This is a genomic window from Phytopseudomonas punonensis (assembly GCF_900142655.1).
Lineage (GTDB): Bacteria > Pseudomonadota > Gammaproteobacteria > Pseudomonadales > Pseudomonadaceae > Aquipseudomonas > Aquipseudomonas punonensis.
On the sequence record NZ_FRBQ01000002.1, the window covers coordinates 602,396 to 616,160 of the forward strand.

General features: G+C 61.3%; 17 protein-coding genes. 15 read left to right on the forward strand and 2 right to left on the reverse strand.

What is annotated here, in order from left to right; genetic code table 11:
• Positions 1-110: 110 nt before the first annotated feature.
• Positions 111-689 (reverse strand): Maf family protein, encoded by a 579-nt coding sequence (locus tag BUC40_RS09495; protein WP_073264973.1) that lies wholly within the window; start codon positions 687-689, stop codon positions 111-113.
• Between the two features lie 111 nt (positions 690-800).
• Here BUC40_RS09495 and BUC40_RS09500 point away from each other — a divergent pair, with 111 nt between their 5' ends.
• The 13 genes from BUC40_RS09500 (at position 801) to BUC40_RS09560 (ending at position 10,987) form a co-directional block, all read left to right on the forward strand.
• Positions 801-1,328: a YceD family protein gene (locus tag BUC40_RS09500; protein ID WP_073264974.1), complete on the forward strand. Its 528-nt coding sequence runs from the start codon at positions 801-803 to the stop codon at positions 1,326-1,328.
• Positions 1,329-1,340: 12 nt separating this feature from the next.
• Complete coding sequence (gene rpmF, locus BUC40_RS09505; RefSeq protein WP_025167420.1) at positions 1,341-1,523, forward strand: 50S ribosomal protein L32; 183 nt, start codon at positions 1,341-1,343, stop codon at positions 1,521-1,523.
• Between the two features lie 3 nt (positions 1,524-1,526).
• Positions 1,527-2,543 carry a phosphate acyltransferase PlsX gene (plsX, locus tag BUC40_RS09510; protein WP_073264976.1) on the forward strand — a complete coding sequence of 339 codons (1,017 nt, stop codon included), beginning with the start codon at positions 1,527-1,529 and terminating at the stop codon, positions 2,541-2,543.
• A 97-nt stretch (positions 2,544-2,640) separates the two neighbouring features.
• On the forward strand, positions 2,641-3,585 hold the full coding sequence (gene fabD, locus BUC40_RS09515; RefSeq protein ID WP_073264979.1) for an ACP S-malonyltransferase: 945 nt from the start codon (positions 2,641-2,643) through the stop codon (positions 3,583-3,585).
• Positions 3,586-3,608: 23 nt separating this feature from the next.
• Positions 3,609-4,352, forward strand: coding sequence for a 3-oxoacyl-ACP reductase FabG (fabG, locus tag BUC40_RS09520; RefSeq protein ID WP_073264981.1), 744 nt, complete (start codon positions 3,609-3,611; stop codon positions 4,350-4,352).
• 192 nt (positions 4,353-4,544) lie between these two features.
• Positions 4,545-4,781 carry an acyl carrier protein gene (gene acpP, locus BUC40_RS09525; RefSeq protein ID WP_003245177.1) on the forward strand — a complete coding sequence of 79 codons (237 nt, stop codon included), beginning with the start codon at positions 4,545-4,547 and terminating at the stop codon, positions 4,779-4,781.
• Positions 4,782-4,985: 204 nt separating this feature from the next.
• Positions 4,986-6,230 carry a beta-ketoacyl-ACP synthase II gene (gene fabF, locus BUC40_RS09530; RefSeq protein ID WP_073264983.1) on the forward strand — a complete coding sequence of 415 codons (1,245 nt, stop codon included), beginning with the start codon at positions 4,986-4,988 and terminating at the stop codon, positions 6,228-6,230.
• Positions 6,230-7,042 carry an aminodeoxychorismate lyase gene (gene pabC / locus BUC40_RS09535; RefSeq protein ID WP_073264985.1) on the forward strand — a complete coding sequence of 271 codons (813 nt, stop codon included), beginning with the start codon at positions 6,230-6,232 and terminating at the stop codon, positions 7,040-7,042. The genes fabF and pabC overlap by 1 nt, the downstream gene beginning before the upstream one ends.
• Before the next feature lie 3 nt (positions 7,043-7,045).
• On the forward strand, positions 7,046-8,110 hold the full coding sequence (gene mltG / locus BUC40_RS09540; protein WP_073264987.1) for an endolytic transglycosylase MltG: 1,065 nt from the start codon (positions 7,046-7,048) through the stop codon (positions 8,108-8,110).
• The gene (gene tmk, locus BUC40_RS09545; protein ID WP_073264989.1) at positions 8,107-8,739 is read left to right on the forward strand and encodes a dTMP kinase; all 633 of its coding nucleotides are present in this window, start codon (positions 8,107-8,109) and stop codon (positions 8,737-8,739) included. The genes mltG and tmk overlap by 4 nt, the downstream gene beginning before the upstream one ends.
• On the forward strand, positions 8,732-9,718 hold the full coding sequence (locus BUC40_RS09550; RefSeq protein ID WP_073264991.1) for a DNA polymerase III subunit delta': 987 nt from the start codon (positions 8,732-8,734) through the stop codon (positions 9,716-9,718). Before tmk ends, BUC40_RS09550 begins: the two co-directional genes overlap by 8 nt.
• Before the next feature lie 34 nt (positions 9,719-9,752).
• Positions 9,753-10,109 (forward strand): PilZ domain-containing protein, encoded by a 357-nt coding sequence (locus tag BUC40_RS09555; protein WP_013791815.1) that lies wholly within the window; start codon positions 9,753-9,755, stop codon positions 10,107-10,109.
• Between the two features lie 86 nt (positions 10,110-10,195).
• Positions 10,196-10,987 carry a TatD family hydrolase gene (locus tag BUC40_RS09560; RefSeq protein WP_073264993.1) on the forward strand — a complete coding sequence of 264 codons (792 nt, stop codon included), beginning with the start codon at positions 10,196-10,198 and terminating at the stop codon, positions 10,985-10,987.
• 206 nt (positions 10,988-11,193) lie between these two features.
• Here the strand turns inward: BUC40_RS09560 and BUC40_RS09565 are convergent, their stop codons facing one another.
• Positions 11,194-12,327, reverse strand: a complete 1,134-nt coding sequence (locus BUC40_RS09565; RefSeq protein WP_073264995.1) for an aminotransferase class V-fold PLP-dependent enzyme — start codon at positions 12,325-12,327, stop codon at positions 11,194-11,196.
• 74 nt (positions 12,328-12,401) lie between these two features.
• On the opposite strand from BUC40_RS09565, the gene BUC40_RS09570 reads away from it, so the two are divergent.
• Positions 12,402-13,040, forward strand: coding sequence for a TetR/AcrR family transcriptional regulator (locus BUC40_RS09570; RefSeq protein WP_073264997.1), 639 nt, complete (start codon positions 12,402-12,404; stop codon positions 13,038-13,040).
• Positions 13,041-13,142: 102 nt separating this feature from the next.
• Positions 13,143-13,748, forward strand: a complete 606-nt coding sequence (locus tag BUC40_RS09575) for a DUF4823 domain-containing protein (protein ID WP_073264999.1) — start codon at positions 13,143-13,145, stop codon at positions 13,746-13,748.
• Positions 13,749-13,765: the final 17 nt, after the last annotated feature.

Here is a 13,765-nt window from a genome sequence, read left to right on the forward strand (position 1 = left end):
GGGCGCCATGCGCCCGATTCGCGGGCATGGCCCGCTCCCACAGGATATGGAACTGGCCGCAACCGTAGCTCGTAGAATGGGTGCGAACCCATCAACCAGCCCCGCTGAGTTCAGGGCACCTGCACGCCGACGCTGTCGAGCATCTCCACCAGGCGGATCAGCGGGAGGCCGATGAGGCTGTTGACGTCGCTGCCTTCGGTGCTGCGAAACAAACTGATGCCGAGCCCTTCGGCCTTGAAGCTGCCGGCACAGTCATAGGGCTCCTCTGCCAGCAGGTAGCGGGTGATCTGCTCGGCACCCAGGGTACGAAAGTGCACGGTATAGGGCACACAGTCGACCTGGCAGGCACCGCTTTGGCTATCGAGCAGTGCCAGGCCGGTCAGGAAGGTGACGCTTTTTCCGCTGGCGGCGCTGAGCTGGGCATGGGCACGTTCGAAGTCGTGGGGCTTGCCGAGCACCTGGCCGTCGAGCACCGCCACCTGGTCGGAACCGATTATCAGGTGTGCGGCGAATTGTCCCGCCAGCGCCTCGGCCTTTTGCCGGGCCAGGCGGCGCACCAGTTCTTCAGCCGGCTCGCTGGCCTGGCGAGATTCATCTATGCTCGGCGCGGCCCACTCGAAGGGCTGGCGCAGGCGGCTCAACAGCTCGCGGCGGTAGGGGGAACTGGAAGCGAGAACCAGGGGCAGCATGGGCATTGACCTCGTGCGGAGCGAGCGGCTGATTCTAGTCGTCGACAAAGCTGCCGGACAGGCGGAATTTCCTTTGACAGCGTGCGGTTGCCTCCATAGAATGCGGCGCCTATGTCAAACGGCCCGATTCCACCTCACGTTGATCCACGCAAACTCGCTGACCGCGGCGCCACCCTCGAGGGTGAATTGCCGTTAGCTGATTTGTCGAGGCTCTGCGACCCTCTCGCCGATAATGGCGGCAACGTGCGTGCGAAGCTGAGCTTCGAGCGTGACGAGCGCCATGCTGTGGTCATTCACAGCCAGCTTGAGGTCGAAGTCAAGATGGTTTGCCAGCGGTGTCTGGATCAGGTCACCTTACCGATCCGCAGCGAGTGTGATTATGCTGTGGTGAAGGAGGGCGCGAATACCCAGTCCGTGCCGCAAGGCTATGACGTACTGGAAATGGGTGAAGATCCTCTGGATCTGTTGGCCTTGGTCGAGGATGAGCTGTTGCTCGCCTTGCCCATCGTGCCAATGCATGACCCGAAAGATTGCCAGCCGCCGGCGGGCCTTGATGAGCCTGAACCGAGCGAGGACGCGGTTACGCGGTCCAACCCGTTCAGTGTATTGGCACAGTTAAAGCGTGACCCAAACGTTTAGGAGTTAACTACTATGGCTGTTCAGCAGAACAAAAAATCCCGTTCCGCCCGTGACATGCGTCGTTCGCATGACGCGCTCGAGGGTAACGCTCTGTCCGTTGAGAAGAGCACCGGTGAAGTTCACCTGCGCCACCACGTATCGCCGGAAGGCGTTTACCGTGGTCGCAAAGTGATCGACAAGGGCGCTGACGAGTAAATCTTGTCCGCTCCGATCATCGCGATTGATGCAATGGGTGGGGACTTCGGTCCCCACTGCATTGTTCCAGCCAGCGTCGCCTGTCTGGCAGAGTTCCCCTCGTTACACCTGGTCCTTGTCGGCCAAGCCCCTCTGATTAAACAATTGCTCGCTGGTATTGCCGGTGTCGATTACGCGCGCCTGAAAATCGAGCATGCTGCCGAGTCTATCGATATGGGCGAGCGGCCAGGTCATGCCCTGCGTGGCAAGCCTGATTCATCCATGCGTGTGGCGCTCGAGCTGGTGCGCGATGGGCGTGCTCATGCCTGCGTGAGTGCCGGCAATACCGGTGCGCTGATGGCCTTGTCGCGGCATGTGCTCAAGACCCTGCCAGGTATCGACCGGCCGGCGATGATTGCTGCCATCCCGAGTCGCAATGGTGTTTGCCATTTGCTGGATCTAGGCGCCAACGTCGACTGCACGGCCGAGCATCTGTGTCAGTTCGCGATCATGGGTGCGGTAGCTGCAGAAGTGCAGGGCATGGCTGCGCCGCGCGTCGGTCTGCTCAACGTCGGCAGTGAAGAAACCAAGGGCAATCAACAGGTCAAGCAGGCTGCTGCGTTACTCGAAGGTATCGAAGGGCTCAACTATGTAGGCTTCGTCGAGGGTGACGGGCTGTATCGCGGCGAAGCCGATGTGCTTGTCTGCGATGGTTTTGTCGGCAACGTGCTGCTCAAATCCAGCGAAGGATTGGTGACGATGATCGTGTCGCGGCTCGAGGCGCTGTTTCGCAGCACGCTGCTGGGGCGTTTGGCGGGGCTGCTGGCGTTGCCGCTGCTGCGCCGGTTACGCAGTGAGTTGGCACCTGCGCGGCACAATGGCGCGAGTTTTCTGGGCTTGCAGGGCATCGTGGTGAAGAGTCACGGCAGTGCCGGGCCGGATGGTATAAAGAGCGCCATTCGCCGGGCGATGACCGACGTGCAGCAGGATTTGCCGCAGCGACTGAGTGGTCGGATTGAGCACTTGCTCCGTAATATGTGACCACTTGGGATGGGCAGCCATCCAAAATTTCAGTTTTCGAGCGCTTGCCAGTGGTGGGCGTTAATTTCGACGAGAAGATCACTAAGGGAACCGTTCAATGTCTGCATCCCTCGCATTCGTCTTTCCCGGTCAGGGCTCGCAAGCGCTGACCATGTTGGCCGGCCACGGCGCAGAGCACGCGCTGATCCTCGATACCTTCAGCGAAGCGTCGAGCGCCCTGGGCTATGACCTGTGGGCACTGACCCAGCAAGGCCCGGAAGAGCAGCTCAACCAGACTGACAAAACACAGCCTGCCATTCTGGCTGCCTCCATCGCCCTGTGGCGTTTGTGGCTGGCTGAAGGTGGCGCGCGCCCTGCATTCGTCGCCGGGCACAGCCTGGGTGAATACAGCGCGCTGGTCGCAGCCGGCTCCATTGGCTTTGCCGAAGCGGTGAAGCTGGTCGAGTTGCGTGGCCAGCTGATGCAGCAGGCCGTACCGGCCGGGCAGGGCGGCATGGCCGCGATTCTCGGTCTGGAAGATGCCGACGTGCAAGCTGCCTGCGCCGAAGCGGCTCAAGGTGAAGTGGTCAGCGCAGTGAACTATAACGCGCCAGGGCAGGTGGTTATCGCTGGCTCTGCGGCTGCCGTGGCTCGCGCCGTCGAGGCCTGCAAGGCTCGTGGTGCCAAGCGTGCGCTGCCGCTACCAGTCAGCGTGCCGTCGCACTGCGAGCTGATGCGCCCAGCTGCCGAGCGTTTTGCCGAATCCGTTGCTGCCATTGCCTGGCAGGCACCGCAGATCAAGCTGGTGCAGAACGTCAGCGCCGATGCAGTAACTGATCTGGATACCCTCAAGCGCGACCTGCTGGCTCAGTTGTACAGCCCGGTGCGTTGGGTAGAGTCGATGGTTCGCCTCGGCGAGCAGGGTGTTACTGATCTGGTTGAATGTGGCCCGGGCAAAGTGCTCTCGGGTCTGAACAAGCGCTGTGTCAAGGGCGTCAACACACACAACCTCGACACCCCCGAAGCCTTTGCCGCTGCGCGTGCCGCACTGGCTGCCGTCTAGGCACGAATACGAAGGAGAATGCTATGAGTCTGCAAGGTAAGGTTGCACTGGTCACTGGCGCAAGCCGTGGTATCGGCCGGGCGATCGCCCTGGAGCTGGGTCGTCAGGGTGCTGTGGTCATCGGGACTGCAACGTCCGAAGCGGGTGCCGAGCGCATTGCCGCTACCCTCAAGGAAAACGGCATCGAAGGCACTGGCCTGATGCTCAACGTGAGCAACGACGAATCCGTCGCGGCCACTCTGGAAAAGATCCAGAAGGATTTCGGCCAGGTGCTGGTGCTAGTCAACAATGCCGGCATCACTCGCGACAACCTGATGCTGCGCATGAAAGACGACGAGTGGTATGACGTCATCGATACCAACCTCAACAGCCTCTATCGTTTGTCGAAGGCTGTGCTGCGTGGCATGACCAAGGCGCGTTTCGGGCGTATCATCAACATCGGTTCGGTGGTGGGTGCCATGGGCAACGCCGGCCAGGTGAATTACGCAGCGGCCAAGGCTGGCCTTGAAGGTTTCGGTCGTGCACTGGCCCGTGAAGTGGGTTCGCGCTCGATCACCGTCAACGCCGTGGCACCGGGTTTCATCGATACCGATATGACCCGTGAATTGCCGGAAGCACAGCGCGAAGCGCTGCTGACACAGATTCCGCTGGGCCGTTTGGGGCAGGCGCAAGAGATCGCTAACGTGGTTTCTTTCCTTGCTTCCGATGGTGCAGCTTACGTTACAGGGGCTACTATCCCTGTGAACGGTGGGATGTACATGAGCTGAATACCGGCGCTGCAGTCGGCGAACGTCTTCGATTCGATGCAAACTTGGTAACAAAGCTGCAAGTTTGAGAGTGGGGTCGTTGATGTATTTCCGTGGGCGCCATTGGCTTTCAGCTTGAAAAGCTGAAAACCCTTTCTATACACTTGCCGGCACAACCAGCTGGCTGGATTTGTCCAATAGGAGTGATAACACGTGAGCACCATCGAAGAACGCGTCAAGAAAATCGTTGCCGAGCAACTGGGCGTGAAGGAAGAAGAAGTAACCAACAGCGCTTCCTTCGTTGAAGACCTGGGTGCCGACTCTCTTGACACCGTTGAGCTGGTGATGGCTCTCGAAGAAGAATTCGAGACCGAGATCCCGGACGAACAAGCCGAGAAGATCACCACTGTTCAGGAAGCAATCGACTACGTTACTGCTCACGCTCAGTAAGCAGTTCGTCGCTTCCCGAATTGGAAAAGCCGCACGTCTGCAAAGGCGTGCGGCTTTTCTTTGACGGTTCGCTGTAAAAGCTAAAAGCGCCTATGGCGTTTCCCGCTCGGCTAACCCTGAGCCAATCGCTGGATGATCGAACTTCTGGGCAATGGTTTGCCAGAGGCATCGCAGCGTCGAAAAACCTGATATGAGGAGATTGCTGTGTCGCGTAGACGCGTCGTGGTTACCGGTATGGGCATGCTGACCCCGCTGGGTAACGATGTGCCGAGCAGCTGGCAGGGCATTCTGGCCGGCCGCAGTGGCATCGGCCTGATCGAGCATATGGATCTTTCCGCTTTCTCGACCCGCATTGGCGGTTCGCTGAAGAATTTCGATGTCGAGCCTTACCTATCCGCCAAAGAGGCGCGCAAGCTCGACCTGTTCATCCAGTACGGTCTGGCTGCCTGCTTTCAAGCAGCGCGCGATTCCGGCCTGGAAGTCACGGATGCCAACCGTGACCGTATCGGTGTGGCCATGGGCTCCGGTATCGGCGGCCTGACCAACATCGAGAACAACTGCAAATCGTTGCATGAGCAGGGCCCGCGGCGCATTTCGCCGTTCTTCGTACCGGGCTCGATCATCAACATGATTTCCGGTTTCCTGTCGATCCATCTGGGTTTGCAGGGCCCCAACTACGCCATCGCCACAGCGTGCACCACCGGTACTCACTGCATCGGCATGGCCGCCCGCAACATCGCTTATGGCGAGGCGGACGTGATGATCGCCGGTGGCGCCGAGATGGCGGCCTGTGGTCTTGGCCTGGGCGGCTTTGGCGCGGCGCGTGCCATGTCCACCCGCAATGACGAGCCGACCAAGGCGAGCCGCCCGTGGGACAAAGGCCGTGACGGTTTCGTGCTGTCCGACGGTGCCGGTGCGCTGGTGCTCGAAGAGCTCGAGCATGCCAAGGCTCGCGGCGCGACCATCTATGCCGAACTGATCGGTTTCGGTATGAGCGGCGATGCGTTCCACATGACTTCGCCACCTGAAGATGGTGCCGGCGCTGCGCGCTGCATCACCAATGCGCTGCGTGATGCCGGTATCCAGCCGTCTGACGTGCAGTACATCAACGCCCACGGCACCTCCACCTCGGCTGGCGACAAGGCTGAAGTGGCGGCGATCAAGAGCGTTTTTGGCGATCACGCGTACAAGCTCGCGGTCAGCTCGACCAAATCCATGACCGGCCATCTGCTCGGTGCCGCAGGTGCGGTAGAGGCGATCTTCAGCGTGCTCGCGCTGCGTGATCAGGTCGCGCCACCGACCATCAACCTGGATGAGCCTGACGAAGGTTGCGATCTGGACTTCGTCCCGCACGAGGCACGCAAGATGCCGATGGATGTGGTGCTGTCCAACTCCTTCGGTTTCGGTGGCACCAACGGCTCGCTGGTGTTTCGCCGGTACGCTGATTGATGCTCACCTGGGTCGACGGTCGGCCGGCTGCGTCGCTGCCGCTAGCCGATCGCGGCCTGGCCTACGGTGACGGCCTGTTCGAGACCATGGCAGTGCAGGGCGGCTGCCCTGTGTTGCTTGAGCGCCACTTAGCGCGGGTCACTGCAGGTTGTGCGCGCTTGCGTATCGATCTGGATGCAGGCCGCTTGCGTGATGAGCTCTCTGCCTTTTGCGCCGAGCTGGGGCAGGGCGTCGCCAAGCTGATCGTCACCCGTGGTGATGGCCAGCGCGGTTATGCACCTTCGGCTGGAGCGCCACGACATATTCTTCAGGCTGGCGCGATGCCGGCTTACCCGCCGCAGCATGCCGAGGATGGTGTCCGACTATTCCCCTGCGAAACCCGTCTGGCCGAGCAGCCGTTGTTGGCGGGTCTCAAGCATCTCAATCGTCTTGAGCAAGTACTGGCCCGCGCCGAGTGGCAGGGCGCCGAGTATGCCGAAGGATTGATGCTCGATATGTCCGGGCGAGTGGTCGAAGGGGTGTTCAGCAACCTGTTTCTGGTGCGTGACGGCATGCTCTCAACGCCCGAACTGAGCCGCTGCGGCGTGGCTGGGGTGATGCGCGCCGAGTTGCTGGAGCAGGCGCAGGCGCTGGGCATCGTCTGTCAGGTGGCTGATGTGCAGATGGACGAACTGCTGGCCGCCGATGAAGTCTTTCTCTGCAACAGCCTGTACGGTGTTTGGCCGGTGCGTCAGTTGCAAGCGCGTCACTGGTCGGTCGGGCCGCTCACCCGTAAACTGCAGGCCCTTGCCCGTCATCTACTGGACCGCTGATTCGTGATTCGAAAATTACTGTTGGTTCTCGAAATCGTTGTGGTGCTGGCCGGCCTCACCCTAGGGCTGGTGGCCTGGCAGCAGCATCGCGCGCTCGAGCAGCCGCTGACGCTTAGCGAGGAGCGGCTGATCGAGGTGCCGGTTGGCGCCACACCCGGTGGCGTGCTCAATCGCCTTGAGGCTGATGGCGTGATCGATGGCGCCTTCTGGCTGCGTCTGTATTGGCGTTTCAACCTGCAGGGCCAGCCGCTGCACAGCGGCGAGTATCGGCTGACCCCCGACCTGCGGGTGCGTGACATGCTTGACCTGTGGCGCCGCGGTGAGGTGGTGCAATACAGCCTGACGCTGGTCGAGGGCTGGACCTTCCGCCAGGTGCGTGCAGCCTTGGCGAGGCAGGACAAGCTCGAACTGACCCTGAGCAAGCTCAGCGATGCCGAGATCATGGCCAAGCTTGGCCAGCCCGAGCAGAACCCCGAGGGGCGTTTCTTCCCTGATACCTACCGCTATGTACGTGGCATGAGCGATCTGGATTTGCTCAAACAGGCGCACAAGCGCTTGCAGGTCGTGCTCGACGAGGAGTGGGAGAAACGCGACGACTCGCTGCCATACAAGGATTCCTACGAGGCGCTGATCATGGCCTCGATGATCGAGAAAGAAACCGGTGTGCCCGAAGAGCGCGGCGAGATTGCTGGCGTGTTCGTGCGCCGTCTGGCTGTCGGTATGCGTCTGCAAACCGACCCGACGGTGATCTTCGGCCTCGGCGAGCGTTATCAGGGGCGCATCACTCGCGCCCATCTGCGTGAGCCGACGCCTTACAACACCTACACCATTGACGGCATGCCGCCGACACCCATCGCCTTGGTAGGCCGCGAGGCGATCCACGCGGCGCTGCATCCGGTCGATGGCAAGAGCCTATATTTCGTGGCCCGCGGTGATGGCAGTCACGTGTTCTCGGAAACTCTCGACCAGCACAATCGCGCCGTGCGCGAATACCAGTTGAAGCGCCGCGCGGACTACCGTTCCAGCCCAGCGCCCATTCCCCAGAACAGCGATAAGGACACCCAGTGAGCGGCTTGTTTATCACCCTGGAAGGCCCCGAAGGCGCCGGTAAAAGCACCAATCGCGAGTACCTGGCGGCGCGCTTGCGCGAGCAGGGGATCGACGTGCTGCTGACCCGAGAGCCTGGTGGCACACCGCTGGCCGAGCGCGTACGCGAACTGCTGCTGGCACCCAGTGACGAAACCATGGCCAGTGATACCGAGCTGCTGCTGGTGTTCGCAGCGCGGGCCCAGCATCTGGCCCAGGTGATCGTGCCGGCATTGCAGCGTGGTGCCGTAGTGCTGTGTGATCGCTTCACTGATGCGACCTACGCCTATCAGGGCGGCGGTCGCGGCCTGGATGTGCAGCGCATCGCCCAGCTGGAGAATTTTGTTCAAGGCTCGTTGCGGCCGGATCTGACCCTGGTGTTCGATCTGCCGGTTGAAGTGGGCCTGGCACGTGCCGTTGCTCGCGGCCGTCTGGATCGCTTCGAGCAGGAAGGTCGGGAGTTCTTCGAAGCGGTACGCAGCACCTATCTGCAGCGTGCCAAGACCGAGCCGGCCCGTTATCGAATTCTCGATGCGGCGCAGTCGCTGGACGCCGTTCAGCGTGACCTCGATGAACTGCTGCCACAATTGCTGGAGCTGCAGCGTGGCTGACGTGTACCCCTGGCAGGAGACGCTCTGGCAGCAATTGGCTGGTCGTACGCAGCACGCGCATGCCTACTTGCTGCATGGCCCTGCCGGTATCGGTAAACGGGCACTGGCCGAGCGCCTGATGGCGTTTCTGCTGTGCAAGTCGCCGGTGGATCTGCAGCCGTGCGGGCAGTGCAAGTCCTGCCATCTGCTGGCGGCTGGCAGCCACCCAGACAACTACGTGCTCGAGCCTGAAGAGGCGGGCAAGGCGATCAAGGTCGACCAGGTACGGACGCTGGTCAACTTCGTGGTGCAGACCGCGCAACTGGGCGGGCGCAAGGTAATCCTCCTCGAGCCCACCGAGGCGATGAACCTCAACGCTGCCAACGCGCTGCTCAAGAGCCTGGAAGAACCGTCGGGTGATACCGTACTGCTGTTGATCAGTCACCAGCCAAGCCGCTTACTGCCAACCATCCGTAGTCGCTGCGTGCAGCAGGCGTGCCCGTTGCCTAGCCAGGCGATGAGCTTGCAGTGGTTGAGTGCAGCTCTGCCTGAGTGCTCCGAGCAGGACATCCGAGAGCTGCTTTACCTGGCGGCAGGTTCGCCATTGGCTGCGACGCGCTTGCACGCCCAGGGCGTGCGCGAGCAGCGCGCGCTGGTGGTCGACGGGGTGAAGAAACTGCACAAGCAGCAGGTATCGGCCAGCCAGTTGGCCGAGGGCTGGAAAGATGTGCCCTTGCCGCTGCTGTTCGACTGGTTTTGTGACTGGGCGCAGCTGATCCTGCGTTACCAGTTGACGCAGGACGAGCAGGGCCTCGGCCCGACGGATATGGCCAAGGTCGTGCAGTACCTGGCGCAAAAGGCGGCGCAAGAGAAGGTGCTGAGTATTCAGGACTGGTTGCTGCAGCAACGGCAAAAAGTGTTGGGCAATGCCAACCTCAACCGTGTGCTGCTTCTCGAAGCCTTGCTGGTGCAGTGGGCAAGCCTGCCTGGACCGGGCTAGAATCGACCCCACGTCACGACTTCAGGAATCCTGCATGAACTTGCCACCTAATCTGGGACCCCGTAACGGCATCCTGTCCCTGACCATCAAGGACAAGTCCGTGCTGTACGCCGCCTATATGCCCTTCATCAAGAATGGCGGCCTATTCATCCCTACCAACAAGAGCTACAAGCTCGGCGATGAAGTGTTCATGCTGCTCAACCTGATGGACGAGCCGGAAAAGATCCCGGTGGCCGGCAAGGTGGTGTGGATCACGCCCAAAGGCGCCCAGGGCAACCGCGCCGCTGGCGTAGGTGTGCAGTTCAACGAAGGCGACAACACCGCCCGCAACAAGATCGAGACCTACTTGGCTGGCGCCCTCAAGTCCGATCGTCCCACCCATACGATGTAATAGCGGCCCCATTCGTGCAGCTCTGGCAGGCCTGTTGGCCTGCCGCGTTAGCTGCGCATCCCGCCTGCCGCTCAAGGTTCTGATTTATGCTCATCGATTCCCACTGCCACCTCGATCGTCTCGACTTGGCCGCCCATGGCGGTTCGCTCGACGAAGCGCTGGCAGCTGCCCGCGCCCGTGGTGTCGGTCACTTTCTTTGTATTGGGGTGAGCGCCGATAACGCTGCGGCGGTTCGTGAGCTGTCGGGGCGCTACGCCGATGTCGACTGCTCGGTTGGCATTCATCCGCTCGATCTCGAGCCAGGCAGCGCTCCGGCGCTGGACTGGCTGCTCGCCGAGCTGGATCACCCAGGCGTAGTCGCCATTGGTGAGACGGGCCTGGATTATCACTACGAACCCGAAGCGGCCGAGCTGCAGCAAGAGGCGTTTCGTCTGCACCTGCAAGCGGCGCAGATCACCGGCAAGCCGGTGATCGTGCATACCCGCGAAGCCCGTGCCGACACCCTGACGCTGCTGCGCGAGGCCGCGCTACCTCAGGGCGGCGTGCTGCACTGCTTCACCGAAGACTGGGAAATGGCCAAGGCGGCGCTGGATATCGGCTTCTACATTTCGCTGTCCGGCATCGTCACGTTTCGCAATGCCGATGCGCTGCGTGACGTCGCCCGGCAAGTGCCAGCCGATCGTCTGCTGGTGGAGACTGACTCGCCGTACCTGGCGCCAGTGCCACATCGCGGCAAGCCAAACCTGCCGGAGTACGTGCGCGATGTCGCCGAGTACCTGGCAACGCTGCGCGGCGTCAGCTATGAAACTCTGGCGCAGCAGACCGGCGATAACTTCAAGCGTCTGTTTCCGTTAGCTCGGGTTGCCGCTGGCTTATGAGCTAATGCTCAAAAAAAACCCGGCTTCGGGACGGAATCCGGGTCAAGACCATTAGGAGTCAAACGAAGTGCGCGGTCCTCGGCACTTCGGCCGCTGCGACACTTGGGGAATATGCCGCACCGGTACGATTGAGTATTGGTCATCCGCGGCCAACGTCCACCGGCGGCTTTAAACGGATTTGGAATATTTCTCGCTCTGCTGAGTGCCTATTCGCTGACGATTGCCCGCAGGCGCTGCAGAGTGTGTTCGATCACTCGCGCTTCGGTATAGAAATGCGGTGACAGGCGAATGCCCCCGCCGCGCTGGGCGCAGATGATCTGCTCGGCCTTGAGCCGTTCGTGGAGCTGGCGGTTGTCCCAGCCGTTTACCGCAAAGGTGATGATGCCGGCGCGCTTTTCAAGCTCTTGTGCACTGAGCAATTGCACGCCCGCTGTTTCGTTCAGACCATCTAGCAACCATTGCACGCGTTCATGCAGCGCGCGTTCGACTTGCGGCATGCCCACTTCCTCGAGCAGCGACAGGCTAGCTTCCAGGGCCATGGCACCAAGCATGTTGGGGCTGCCGCACTCGAAACGGCGGGCGCTGCGGGCTGGTTGCCAGTCATCACGGTCATAGTCGCCCGCGTGCTCAAGCATGTGCCAGCCGTATTCGTGCAGTGTCAGCTGCTCACGCAGATCCTGCCGGCAATAGAACACGCCCAGACCTTCCGGGCCGAGCATCCACTTGTGGCCGTCGGCCATGGCAAAGGCGCAGCGGCTACTTTGCACGTCCATGCTGAGCGCGCCCAACTGCTGGATGGCATCGACGCACAGCAATACGCCGCGCTGCTCGCAGCCGGCGCCAAGGCGCTCTAGGTCGAGGCGCAGGCCGCTGGCATATTGGACGGCGCTGATGGCCATTAGGCGGGTGCGTGGTGTGCAGGCGGTAAGTAGGGCGCCTTCGGCGTCGCCACCCTGTAGGTCGACCTGGACCACTTCCACGCCGCGCGGGTGCAGTGCCTCCCATACGATGCGGTTGGAGGGGAATTCTTCGCTGCTGATGATCACCTGGTCGCCTTCGCGCCAGTCCAGGCCGAAGGCCACGAACGACAGCGCCTCCGAGGTGTTCTTGACCAGCGCAATATCGGCCCGCGACGAGGCATTAAGCAGGCGAGCCAGGCGTTCGCGTAGTTGGCGCTCTGTAACCAGCCATTGCGAATAATCACGGGCGCCGGTGGCGATGTTTTCTCGGGCAAATCGCTCGACCGCCCGCGCACTGCGTGCCGGCCACGGTGAGACGGCGGCATGGTTCAGGTAGTAGAGATCGGCCGGTTGTGGAAACTCGTCGATGATGGCATTCATGAGCGCATGATCCGTGCAATTTGGCGTTAGTTGGGCATAATAGCGGACTTGAATTCCGACCTTGTCATTTCCCTATGCAGAAAGAACCCCGCAAGATCCGTGAGTTTCGCCGCCGCGAGCAGGAGATTCTCGACATCGCTCTGAAACTCTTCCTCGAGCAGGGTGAGGATAGCGTGACCGTGGAGATGATTGCCGATGCCGTCGGTATCGGCAAAGGCACCATCTACAAGCACTTCAAGTCGAAAGCGGAAATCTACCTGCGCTTGATGCTTGACTATGAGCGTGATCTGAACGAGCTGCTGCATTCATCCGATATCGATCGCGACAAGGAAGCGCTGTCGCGGGCTTACTTCGAGTTTCGCATGCGTGACCCACAGCGCTACCGCCTGTTCGACCGTCTGGAAGAGAAGGTGGTCAAGGGCAATCAGGTGCCCGAGCTGGTCGAGCAACTGCACAGCATTCGCGCCTCCAACTTCGAGCGGCTGACTCAGCTGATCAAGGGCCGCATCTCCGAAGGCAAGCTCGAAGACGTGCCGCCATACTTTCACTATTGCGCGGCCTGGGCGCTGGTTCATGGCGCGGTGGCGCTTTATCACTCGCCGTTCTGGAGCAATGTGCTGGAAGATCAGGAAGGTTTCTTCCAGTTTCTGATGGACATTGGCGTGCGCATGGGCAACAAGCGCAAGCGCGACAGCGAAACGCCTCCCACCTGAGTACGCGCACGACCTGTTGAGATCGTGCGCCTCTCCTGGCGCGAAAACTGCTTGGAGCAGTCATTCGCCGGTTTTCCGTCACCGGTGTCGGGAGAGATTCACATGCGTAACCTGTTCGCCCTGGCTCTGCTGCTCAGCCTGACTGGCTGCATGAATGTCAGCGACATGGCCGATGGCGCCACCTACCACCTGCGCGATGCCGGTGTGCTGGACTACAGCAAAGTCCGCCGCTCGGCATCTTGGCGGCTTCAGGCCGACTCGTTTATCTATATCGCTCAGGGCCCGTTCACGCCGAATGGCAAGCACGCCTACCCGCGGCCTAATGTGGTGGCCGAGGAAGCCTTCCGCGGTTTCGTCGAGTACTTCCCCATGGTGAGAAGGGCGAGGGCACCGGTCGGCCTCGATGAGGCGCTGGGCGAGGCACGCGCTGCCGGCGCTCATTATCTGCTCTACACCCGCTTTGCCTATGCCGATGACCGCATCGGCACGCTGGAGGAGTGGGAAGATCAGGAAGAGTTCGAGCGCCTGGGCACCGACCGCAGCGTGTTGCAGTTGATGCTGATCGAAACCAACACTCGCTTTCTGGTGGATACCGCGCGCATCCGCAGTCGCGGCGGCTTCCTGACGTTTTATGACGCCCGGCCCGAGGATCTGATCCGGGCGCCGCTCGAGGATTATGCGCGTACACTTCTGGGTTTCAGCCGTTAAGCAAACCTCGGAGGTGT

Excerpts from the sequence above, each read along its gene's own strand:
- pabC (WP_073264985.1), top strand. The coding sequence starts at position 6,230 with ATGCTCACCTGGGTCGACGGTCGGCCGGCTGCGTCGCTGCCGCTAGCC.
- BUC40_RS09495 (WP_073264973.1), bottom strand. The coding sequence starts at position 689 with ATGCTGCCCCTGGTTCTCGCTTCCAGTTCCCCCTACCGCCGCGAGCTG.
- BUC40_RS09575 (WP_073264999.1), top strand. The coding sequence starts at position 13,143 with ATGCGTAACCTGTTCGCCCTGGCTCTGCTGCTCAGCCTGACTGGCTGC.
- fabG (WP_073264981.1), top strand. The coding sequence starts at position 3,609 with ATGAGTCTGCAAGGTAAGGTTGCACTGGTCACTGGCGCAAGCCGTGGT.
- rpmF (WP_025167420.1), top strand. The coding sequence starts at position 1,341 with ATGGCTGTTCAGCAGAACAAAAAATCCCGTTCCGCCCGTGACATGCGT.
- BUC40_RS09500 (WP_073264974.1), top strand. The coding sequence starts at position 801 with ATGTCAAACGGCCCGATTCCACCTCACGTTGATCCACGCAAACTCGCT.
- fabD (WP_073264979.1), top strand. The coding sequence starts at position 2,641 with ATGTCTGCATCCCTCGCATTCGTCTTTCCCGGTCAGGGCTCGCAAGCG.
- BUC40_RS09555 (WP_013791815.1), top strand. The coding sequence starts at position 9,753 with ATGAACTTGCCACCTAATCTGGGACCCCGTAACGGCATCCTGTCCCTG.
- BUC40_RS09560 (WP_073264993.1), top strand. The coding sequence starts at position 10,196 with ATGCTCATCGATTCCCACTGCCACCTCGATCGTCTCGACTTGGCCGCC.
- BUC40_RS09565 (WP_073264995.1), bottom strand. The coding sequence starts at position 12,327 with ATGAATGCCATCATCGACGAGTTTCCACAACCGGCCGATCTCTACTAC.
- BUC40_RS09570 (WP_073264997.1), top strand. The coding sequence starts at position 12,402 with ATGCAGAAAGAACCCCGCAAGATCCGTGAGTTTCGCCGCCGCGAGCAG.